Genomic DNA, 10,915 nt, shown 5'->3' on the forward strand with positions numbered 1-10,915 from the left:
AGGTCTAGAATATCTAAGAATTCTTTGATATGATTTGACTGAGACATCTTGAAACACTCCTTTGAATTGGTTTTTGTCGACTTTAATTCTACTGGATTTCAAGATGTCTTTCCTGTTTTTTTTCAAAATGAAAAAAGTGTCAGTGACAATCACGCCACCAACACTAGATATTATAGAGCCGTATTAAGTTGCGAATGTTGTCTTTTTAATACTCATTTTTTTCTGTGTTTCTCCATCACCACATAGCCTTGTGTATTTTCCGAGGCTGCAGGATTTTTTATTTTAAATCCAAAGCCGCTGTAAAAGTTCTGGGCGTTTCTGGAAGCTAGTACTTCAATTCGACTTGCTCTTATGTAAAAAGGATCTGTTTTTAATCTTTTAAGCAAACTTGTTCCGATACCATTTTGCTGATATTCCGGTAAAATAAAAACACTGAGAATGATGCTTTCTGTTAAGGAATTGAAGTAGGGGCATATGGTTGCTGTCCCAATCAATGTATCACCCAGTTCTGCTACATAGGTATGAGCACAGGAGGCTTGTTTGATTACTGCCTGGGCTGAGTATTTTTCGACCAATAATTCCATTTGTTCCATTGGGTAAAACTGACTGTTTATTTCCAGAAAGTTTCTTTTTAGAAGGCGGGAGACAGCTTCAGCATCTTCAGGCTTGAACGATCGTATAGTACAAGCTGGCTTATTCTTTTTTAAATAGGAAATTTTTTTTGCTTTTGTGAGTTTCTTAAAGGCATATTCTGCCTGAGTTGCCTCTTTTCTGGTATCAAAGCTTTCCAAGTGAATCATTTGAACGGGTCTTCTGGCAGGTGCGCGAGTGTATTTTGCTCCAGTTCCTGAATTATGTTCTGTAACCCTGCGTTTGGGATCAGTAGTATAGCCGCCATAAAAAGAACCGTCTTTACACAATAGGACATAGAAATAATGTTTAGTTTCCATACAATAAAGCCGCCATTTCTGTCTGATAACTGCCGTGTTCATTCTGAATATAAAAAGGTGGGAGTACCCGAAAGCCGTCTTTTTTTCCTCTTAAAATGCCTTCCACCAAAAGAATAGTTGCTTCTTTCTCAGGTTTCGGATAAACAAATTGGACTCGCTTTGGTGCAATGTTTGCTTCCTGCATACCATTCATAATATCAAGGAAACGATCCGGTCGATGGACCATAGCCAATCTGCCATTTGTTTTCAGAAGTTTTGCAGAGACATTAATTACTTCATTTAGTGAGGTATGAATCTCATGTCGAGCAATTGCGAGATACGGATTCGGATTTTTTCTGCTGTCAGGCAGTTCTTTAAAATAGGGTGGATTGCATAGAATCAAATCAACAGAATCAGGTTTGATGACAGACGGAGCATCTTTTAAATCAAGCTGAATCATCTCCATTTGATTCTCCAGCTGATTCAGCTGAATGCTGCGGGTGCCCATATCAGCCAGCCTGGGCTGAAGTTCAATTTGCTTGATTACTGCACTGGTCTTTCTGCTTGCGAAAAGACCTACCGCACCATTGCCAGCACAAAGATCAACGATCAAGCCCCGCTTAGGAAGTGTAGGGAAATTTGCAAGAAGGACAGCATCCATTGAGAATGAAAAAACTTCTTTGCTTTGAATAATTTGGATATCTTCTGCATACAGCTGATCAACTCGTTCATTTTCTAAAAGCATGACGGCAGCTCCTTTCTTTACTTTTTTTGTAATAAACACAGAGAATTTTTTCAAGCAGTTTCATACTCTGCTTAAGTATAATCTGTTAAAATTTTAATCAATTCTTATCATACAGGGGGCTTCTTTATTTCGCAAGATGAAAAATGTTTTCGTGAAAGCGATCAAAGTTTATTTTCATAAAAATATAACTATGTTATTATGGGAGAAGATTAAAAACAGCTGATTCACTGGATGCTGTTAATGTGTGGGAAGATAAAACAACGTGTGATTGAATAACATAGTTTGTCCGACTGCTGGGCTAAAAAAGCTGAACGTGAAAGTTGAATAAAAGACTAGGACCTGTCTGAAAACGCTAGTGACGAATATTTCCAAAAAATGAAATGAGCAAACTTTAAACGGTTTCCTCTATAGTTTTCAGACACGCCCTAGTGACATTAAGAAAAGGGGAATAATGATGTTTTTTACATTTATACGGGGAATCGTTCGTGTTGTTTTAGTCGTTTTAAACGGCAGAATGCGTCTTGTCGGTAAGGAACACCTACCGCAAAATGAAAATTATATTCTTGTTGCGCCGCACAGAACCTGGTGGGAGCCGCTGCATCTGGCAGTTGGTGCTTCACCAAAAAAATTTAGTTTTATGGCGAAAAAGGAATTATTTAAGAATCCGTTTTTGAGTTTTATATTGAGACATGCTAATGCGTTTCCTGTTGATAGAGAAAAACCAGGTCCAAGTGCAATCAAAACACCTGTGAAAACATTGAAGGATACCCAATTAAGCCTGGTGATGTTTCCAAGCGGCACCAGACATTCTTCTGAGTTGAAGGGAGGAGTGGCACTTATTGCGAAAATGGCAAAAGTGAAGATTGTTCCGTCTGTTTATCAGGGTCCGCTGACATTTAAAGACTTGCTTAAACGTAAAAAGGTTACAGTAGCATTTGGTGCTCCAATCGATGTCAGCGATATTAAGAAGATGGATAAAGAGGGAATTGCAGTAGTTGAACAGAGAATGAACGAAGCTTTTGCTGAATTAGACAATGAAGTAGATCCTAATTTTAGGTATGAAGCAAAATAATCTTATAAAAATTCTTTTTTGTCTGGGTGCTCCAGCAATATAAAAGAAAAAATTATTTTTAAGGGCAGAGAGTTTGGGGTAAACACTCATGAGTGTTTGTCTCGACCTCTCTATTTTTATGTAAATTAATCAATTGTATTTTTTATGCTGCATCTCTGGTATCTGTACTATTTTAAAACAATTATCAAACATGAGTAGTTTTTAGAAATTTATTTTTATCTAATTGTGTATTTCAGTTATAAATAAAAGAAATTGGAATACTATCTGTAGCACAGCCCGCTATTTTTGATATAATGGTGAGAAGGGCTTTTTTAGCCGTTGTAGGAAATAAAAATGATTCTTTCTTTTAAATGAAAGTAGAAAAATACATAGGATTAAGTAATAAAAGCATGTATAAGTGCAGATAGGACTGCTTTGTTTGATTTTTTAATAATTAGAAGAGGTGATTAAATGCGGTTTTTACATACAGCAGATTGGCATATAGGGAAAAAATTACATGGTTATGATCTTTTGCAGGATCAGCTTCATGTTTTTCATCAAATTATTGATTTGGCTAAAAAGAATGCAGTTGATGGTATTGTTATCGCAGGTGATCTATACGATCGTTCAGTTCCATCTGTGGAAGCAGTGGAACTATTTAATCAGATGATTATTGAACTAAATCTGGAAGAACAGTTTCCTGTCTTTGCTATTTCAGGAAATCATGACAGCAGTATTCGTCTGGAAACAGGCGGTCCATGGTTCAAGCAATCAGACTTTCATTTGCACACGCAGTTGAAACAGGCATTTGAACCAGTAGAACATCAGGGGATTCAGTTCTTTTTACTACCATATTTTGAACCAATCTCTGCTCGACTTTATTTTGAAAATGAAGAGATACGAACGATTGAAACAGCGATGATATTTGTTGTTGAAGAAATGAAAAAAAATTTTAAAGAAGGCTTCTCCCACGTTTTAGTTAGTCATTTTTTTGCTGCGGGAAGTACTAAAACAGATTCAGAAACGAAGCTGACCGTCGGCGGATTAGACACAGTATCATTGGATTTGCTTGAATGTTTTGACTATGTAGCTCTTGGTCACCTTCATTATAAGGATGCCTTAATATCAGACAAAATCAGGTACAGTGGTTCGCCATTGAAATTTTCTCTTTCAGAAAGAAAGCAGGAAAAAGGAGTTTGGATAGTCGATATAAATGCAAATAGTTGTACGCTTGATTTTCAGGTACTGAAACCGTTAAGGGAAATTGTAGATATTCAAGGAAGCTTTACTGAATTAACCCAGCCAGAATTTTATGAAAAAATTGATCGTAACAATTTTATGTTTATCCAATTGACTGATCGAGCAGTTATTCCCAATATGATGTACTTGTTACGCAAAGTTTATCCTAATATTCTCGGTGTTGAGCGAGTTTTAGGGCGGGAAAATGATAAACAAGAAACAATTCGTGAGGAAATTATGAAGCAGTTGACGCCGATCGAGCTTAGTGAACGTTTTTTTAAAGAAGTAACTGAAGAGCAATTGACGGAGCAGCAGGAACTCTGGCTGAAGGAAGCTTTGGAAACCATTCATCAAAAGGAAAGAGGGAAATAGGGTGAAGCCACTAACACTTAAATTAAAAAACTTTGGACCTTATATTGATGAAACAGTTGATTTTACAAATTTTGAAGAATCGTCTTTATTTTTGATAAGCGGAAAGACCGGATCGGGAAAAACGACAATTTTCGATGGGATGAGCTATGCACTATTTGGAGAAAGCTCTGGAAAGATACGTCAGGGGAAAGAGTTGCGCTCTACTTTTGCCGACCCTTCTGAGCCTACCCAAGTTCAATTGCTTTTTTCACATGGCGAATTTTTCTATGTAGTTACACGTAGTCCCGAACAGGAGCTGTACAAGAAAAGAGGAGAAGGAACCAGGACTCAAAGCGCCAAGATTTCACTAATTATAAAAGGTGCGGATGGAAAAGAACTGCGGGAATATACAAAACGCAGAGAGGTAGACGCATTTATTCAGGAGCTGCTTCACCTGGATGCAGATCAGTTTTCTCAGATTGTTCTTCTTCCTCAAGGAGATTTTCGGACCTTTCTAATTGCAAACAGCAGCGAAAAAGAGAAAGTTCTCCGTAAATTATTTGGTACACAAATCTATCAAGCACTTGGTGAGGAATTGAAGCAGCAGTCAAATAATAGAAATCAGGAAATCAATCAGACCCGTCAGAAAATTGAAATGAAAATGGAACAGGTCTACTGGGAAGAAGAAAGGACGGATATTGAAGAGCTTTTGACTGAACAAAAACTGGTGCTGCTTGCCGATCAGCAAAAACAAGTGAAGTCAATGCAGCAAAGGCGATTTGAAGAGCTTACCGAGCTTAAACATACGATTAAAAATATTGAACAGGAAAAATATCGACTTGAGGAACAGTTGAAGCTGATTCAGAAACAAAAGGAGCTAAAGCTTGAACAGGAGCAGCTTTCTGAGAAAGAAGAAGAGCAGAAAAAGGCAAAACAAAAAGAACAGGAGCTTTTATGGGCGGCAACTCAGGAAAATCTCATTGATTCTATTGAAGAACAGGAATCTTCCTTATTGGAGAAGGAGCAGCAGTATAAAGAAGCGATTGAAACAAAAAATGAAATAGATGGACAGAGTGATTCGCTCCAAAAAGAGGCTGACCAACTCGCTGAGCTGAAAGAAGAAATGGGTGCGAAGCAAATGGAATCCAATAGGCTGACGTCAAAGCTTCCTTTATATGAAGAAAAAGAAAAAATGGAGAAAGAGCTGTCTGAAATAAACCTTCTTACACTTGAAGATCAGCTGAATCATAAAAAAGAAGAATACCAGCAGTTGACTGATCAATTGCAGTTAGTACAAGAAAAAATTAATCAGCTGCCTAATATTGAAAAAGAGCAGCTGCTTCACACACAGCGAATAAAAGACTGGAAGCAGATGGTTGAAAAATGGCAGTCATTCCAAAAAGAGATTTTAAGAATAGAAAATAATAAGGAGCAGCTGCTTTTATTAAATGAACAGATTGAAGCAGTTGAACAAAAACTTGAATTTGCAGCTGAAGATCTTAAAAATAAGAGAAATCAGTCAATCAAAATACAGATTAATCGCTTGAGTCTTCTTCTCGAAGATGGTGAACCCTGTCCGGTCTGCGGAGCTGTTGACCACCCTAGTCAGAAACAGTATCATGAGGTTTCATTGGATGAGGTTCAAAAAGCAGAAAAGGACTTGGAGCTTGCAGAGAAAAGTCTGAAAGAACTTGAAGAACAGCAGACTACTCTTCAATTGGAGAGTAGAAAGCTGCTGGAAGAAACGACAGCTGCAGAAAAAGAGATTAGTCAACAAGAAGAGTATATACTCGAGGAAGTCTTCTTGTTCAGCAATGAGAAAATGAATAGTCAAAACCTTACTGAAGAATGGTGGAATGAGAGAGAACACCAGCTGAACAGTAAAGAAGCTGAATTTGAAAGACTTTTTTCTGATATGGAGAAGCATAAAAAGGAAGCTGCAATTTTTGCAGAAACACTTGAAACTTCTCAGGCTGAGATGAAGGGGTTAGATGAGGCTTATCTAAAAAAATATTCAGAGCAACAGGTTTTACAGGGGAAGATTGAAACAATTCTTGGACAGCTGGATGATAAGATGAGTCTGGATGAGTGTCTGCAGAAGCTGGAAGTATTAAAATCAGAGCGAGATAAATGGCTGTGTGCTTCTGAGAAAATCGCCAAACAGCTGGATGAACATAAGTCCGCCAAACAGGAAACAAAACATCGGATTCAAACTTTGGCAGAGGGCCTGGCTGAAGATCAAAAGAAAATCGAAAAGGCCAAACAAAAGCTTGAAATGTCAATGAAACTCAGAGGAGTTCTCTACACTTCGGAAGAACTTTCAGAATTGCTGCAGGAATTAGCAACACTTCCTGAGCTGCAAATAAAAATTGCTGCATATGAAGAAAAGAAGAAAGAGATTCAGTTTCAGCTTCGGGAAATAGAACAACAAATAGAGACAGTGGAACTCTCAGAATTGACAGAAATAGAAGAGCAATATCAGAGGACTGCAAATGAGATTGCTGAAAAAGAAGAAAGATATTATCAGATAAAAGAAAAGATGTCTGTAAATGAAGTAATTCAACAGGAAGTCAGTGCTGCAGCTGCAGCAATTGATAAAAAATGGGAAGAAGTTGCAGCACTTCAGCAGCTTTCTGAGACTGTAAATGGTAATAATCCTAAAAAGACAAGTTTAGAGCGATATGTGTTACAAACTTACTTGACGGAAGTTTTGAAAACAGCCAATAGTCGAATGGCTGTATTGACTAACAGTCGATATCAGTTTGAATTGAACAAAGAGAAGAACAGTTTTAGAAGTCAAACAGGACTGGAAATCAATATTTATGATGACAATGCAGGTGCAAGCCGCAGTGCCAGAACTTTATCAGGCGGAGAAAGCTTTATAGCTGCTTTGGCATTGGCTCTTTCTCTGGCAGAAGTCATTCAGGAACAGGCTGGCGGTGTTCTGATTGAAGCTCTGTTCATTGATGAGGGCTTTGGTTCTTTGGATGAGGAAGCTTTGGAAATGGCAATTGAAGCTTTAGAAACGATCGAAAATGAAGGTCGTATGATCGGCATCATCAGTCATGTGACCGAGCTTAAGAGCAGAATTTCACAGCAGATGAGAATTAATACAAATGGTGTCGGTCAAAGCAGTGTAGGTTATCAAATGATGTAGAGTGGAAAGCGGGGTGAGAAGATGAAGTGGAGTATACCGGATCGAATTATTACAAGAGGACGGGAATATCTGAATGAAGGAAGAGTCCTTTCTGTTATACAGGATTGGGATAAGCAAGTGTGGTATGGTGAAGTACTTGGAACAGAACTTTATTTGGTTGAACTGGACGGCAGTCCAAAAGAGCAGGATAAATGCGAGTGCTCATACTGGCTTGAACAGGGGTATTGTAAACATACTGTTGCAGTTGAGCTGTATCTTCGTTCGAAGGGGATTCCAAGAGTGATGACGACCAGCCGGCCAGCAGCTTCTGCAGCTAAAAAAGTTTCCAGTGCTGAAATGTTTACGAAAGGCTTTGCTAAATTTCAGAAAGAAATAGAAGAATCCAGCCAGTCCTCGCTTATAGTGGAATATTTGGTAGAAAATATTCAAACAAATGCTTATTATCCAGAATTTGCTCTGCTGGGAATTTCGTTAAGAGTGGGGATTCAGGATGCGAAAAAGAGAACGTATATTATTAAAAATATTGGTGATTTTCTGCAGAAGTTTATAAAAGAAGAGACTTACAGTGTGAGCAAACAACATATCTTTCGCATGGTGCATAACAGTTTTTCAGAACAGGATTTACTGATTTTAAATCAGCTGGCCTCAATTTATCAAACCAGTCAGCTTCTTGGTGTTAAAGGACTTCAGGTAAAAGGGAAAATGGATAAGCGTTATTTGCTGCTGCCGATAGAGCAATCAAAAGAGCTGCTTGAACAAATGAACCAGACCAATTCTTTACAATTAATTTTGGATGATCACAAAATTCGCCATATTAATTTTTCAGCAAATGAGCTTCCCTTGAAATTTGTTGTTGAAAGAACAGCTGATGATCAGTACAAACTGGTTATTGGTGAGTTGTTTAGCCCTTATCTTAGCCACTATCATTGGGGTATTTTTAATCAAATCATATATATTCTTTCAAGGGAACAAGAAGAAATTTACAGTATGCTTATTCAATTGCTGAAACGTATGGAGAGATCTGAGATTATTTATGAACAGATTCAGCTATCCGAGCTATTCAGTTCTGTGGTACCCCTACTCAAAAAAATCGGGGATGTGCAGATTGATGATGAGGTGAAGCATAAGCTGATTGTTGAGCCTCTTGATATTCAGTTTATTTTTAAAAAGCGAAAAGAAAAACTGGATGTTAGAGTGGACTATCATTATGGCAATATGATTTTCTCTACAGATCCAGCTCAGAATACTAGTACATCTGAAGGAAAAGAAATAATTCGGGATATCCGCAAAGAAACCGCTGCTGTAGAATTATTGAAACAGCTTTCCTACACAGAAAATGAAACGGGGTTTGAAAGAAGACTGCCTTCCGGCGAAAGACTGTATTACTTTTTTAAAGTGGAAATTCCGTTATTTCGAAAACTTGGAGAAGTGCTGATGGGTAAAAAGCTGAGGGAACTCTATTTGGATGCCCAAAGTCACCAGCCTACGATTGAAATTACAGACGCTGATTCTTGGTTGGATGTACGTTTTGATATTGCCGGAGTGAATGAGAATGAAATTGATGCCGCATTGGCAAGTCTTTTGAGAAATGATTCATTCTATGCATTGGAATCAGGTGAAATTCTTTCATTTGATTCTGAAGAATTTTATCAAACCAGTGAGGTTTTATCGAAGCTTCGTGAAAATATGAAAAATGTTCAGGGAAAAATTCAGCTGCCCAAAAATCAGGGATTAATTATTGAACAAATGCTGGGGGATAATTCCAGAGCAGTATTTTCCGACTCCTTCCGACAATTGTCAGATGATCTGACTCATCCTGAAAACTATGAAGCGGAGCTGCCTAAAACCTTGCAGGCTGTTTTGAGAAAGTATCAGGTTGAAGGATTCAGATGGCTTAAAATGCTCAGTCATTATGGCTTTGGCGGTATTCTAGCAGACGAGATGGGGTTAGGAAAGACCGTTCAAATGATTGCTTATCTGCTTTCTGAAAAGGAAGAACTGAAGATGAGGAAGCCGGCACTGATTATTGCTCCAGCCAGTTTAATTTATAACTGGTCGGCTGAGCTGAAGAAATTTTCCCCTGGGTTGAAGGAATGTGTTATAACGGGTCAGAAAGCTGAACGTCTGGACTTGCTGGAAAATGGAGAGGATCAGGATATTTTAATAACTTCCTATAATAGTTTTCGCCAGGATGTAGAAAGCTATGAACAAATGAATTTGGGGTATTTAGTCTTGGATGAGGCTCAAATGGTCAAGAACAGCGGAACTAAAACTGCTCAGGCACTTCGAAAGCTGGATGTTCCTCAGCGGTTTGCATTAAGCGGAACACCTATTGAAAATTCACTGGATGAACTTTGGTCTGTTTTCCAAATTGTTTTACCGGGCTTTTTCCCGCAGAAAATGATTTTTAGAGAATTGGCAACGGAAGAAGTAGCTAGGATGATCCGTCCCTTTATTCTGAGACGGGACAAGAAAAATGTATTGGCTGACTTGCCGGATAAAATAGAAAATAATCTGTACAGTACACTGACAGAGGAACAAAAAGCTGTTTATCTGGCATATCTGAGAAAAATGCAGGAAGATATCAGTCAAATGGACAACGAAGCGTTCAAAAAGAATCGTATCAGCATTTTGGCCGGGTTGACCAGACTTCGTCAAATTTGCTGTGATCCGCGTTTATTTATGGATGATTACTATGGAAGTTCTGGAAAGCTTGAACAGGTGAAAGTATTTCTTCAGACTGCAAAGGAAAATAAGCGGCGTGTGCTGCTGTTTTCTCAGTTTACCAGTATGCTGTCAATTCTTGAAAAAGAATTGAATGAGCTTGGTCTTGAAACTTTTTATTTACGCGGCAGTACTAAACCAAAAGATCGCTTGGAAATGGTGAACTCGTTTAATGAAGGAGAAAAGGATGTCTTTCTGATTTCTTTAAAAGCCGGAGGAACAGGACTAAATCTGGTGGGAGCTGATACTGTTGTTTTATATGATCTATGGTGGAATCCGGCAGTGGAAGAACAAGCTGCGGGACGAGCGCACAGAATGGGTCAAAAGAAGGTAGTTGAAGTGTATCGTATGATTGCTGAAGGTACGATTGAGGAGAAAATGGATCAGCTTCAGCAGGAGAAAAGGGAGCTATTCCAAAAAGTGATTCAAGGAAATGAACAGCAGCTTGGCAAGTTAACTGAAGAGGACATTCGAACTATTTTGAGTATGGGTGATGAATAATTCGTCAAAAGATTGAAAAGCTAAATAGTAAGGAGCATGGTGACAGTCTTTTCTTATCTGAAGGAAATCATACAAGGACATGCTTCTACGAATGCTCGTCGCAGGTCCGATGGGTCATATAAGACCTGCCGACACATTTCCAAATGGACGTGTTTGTATCGAGAATGTAATAAGGGCCTTCAATTCTTAATGACTCTGATATTTAGAGATTGTTGAGA

At 38.3% G+C, this 10,915-nt stretch carries 5 protein-coding genes and 3 pseudogenes; 5 read left to right on the forward strand and 3 right to left on the reverse strand.

Annotated features, from left to right (window positions below; translation table 11 throughout):
• Window positions 1-212: 212 nt before the first annotated feature.
• From IW492_RS18080 to IW492_RS10985, 3 genes and pseudogenes are all read right to left on the reverse strand, one after another.
• The gene (locus IW492_RS18080) at window positions 213-716 is read right to left on the reverse strand and encodes a GNAT family N-acetyltransferase (protein WP_324254765.1); all 504 of its coding nucleotides are present in this window, start codon (window positions 714-716) and stop codon (window positions 213-215) included.
• Window positions 702-950, reverse strand: a pseudogene (locus IW492_RS18085) (GIY-YIG nuclease family protein); the annotation flags it as partial. The gene IW492_RS18080 and the pseudogene IW492_RS18085, both read right to left, overlap by 15 nt.
• Window positions 940-1,674, reverse strand: a complete 735-nt coding sequence (locus IW492_RS10985; RefSeq protein ID WP_202067676.1) for a tRNA1(Val) (adenine(37)-N6)-methyltransferase — start codon at window positions 1,672-1,674, stop codon at window positions 940-942. The pseudogene IW492_RS18085 and the gene IW492_RS10985, both read right to left, overlap by 11 nt.
• A 454-nt stretch (window positions 1,675-2,128) precedes the next feature.
• On the opposite strand from IW492_RS10985, the gene IW492_RS10990 reads away from it, so the two are divergent.
• The 5 genes and pseudogenes from IW492_RS10990 to IW492_RS11005 all read left to right on the forward strand — a co-directional run bounded on the left by IW492_RS10990 (window position 2,129) and on the right by IW492_RS11005 (window position 10,697).
• Window positions 2,129-2,746 carry a lysophospholipid acyltransferase family protein gene (locus IW492_RS10990; protein ID WP_202067677.1) on the forward strand — a complete coding sequence of 206 codons (618 nt, stop codon included), beginning with the start codon at window positions 2,129-2,131 and terminating at the stop codon, window positions 2,744-2,746.
• A 450-nt stretch (window positions 2,747-3,196) separates the two neighbouring features.
• A complete protein-coding gene (locus IW492_RS10995) occupies window positions 3,197-4,336 on the forward strand; it encodes an exonuclease SbcCD subunit D (RefSeq protein ID WP_202067678.1) in 1,140 nt (379 codons plus the stop codon).
• 1 nt (window position 4,337) lies between these two features.
• Window positions 4,338-5,234, forward strand: a pseudogene (locus IW492_RS18680) (AAA family ATPase); the annotation flags it as partial.
• A 1,698-nt stretch (window positions 5,235-6,932) separates the two neighbouring features.
• Window positions 6,933-7,472, forward strand: a pseudogene (locus tag IW492_RS18685) (SbcC/MukB-like Walker B domain-containing protein); the annotation flags it as partial.
• Between the two features lie 21 nt (window positions 7,473-7,493).
• The gene (locus IW492_RS11005; RefSeq protein ID WP_202067680.1) at window positions 7,494-10,697 is read left to right on the forward strand and encodes a DEAD/DEAH box helicase; all 3,204 of its coding nucleotides are present in this window, start codon (window positions 7,494-7,496) and stop codon (window positions 10,695-10,697) included.
• Window positions 10,698-10,915 lie beyond the last annotated feature (218 nt).

It is taken from the genome of Enterococcus sp. BWB1-3 (genome assembly GCF_016745275.1).
Lineage (GTDB): Bacteria > Bacillota > Bacilli > Lactobacillales > Enterococcaceae > Enterococcus_L.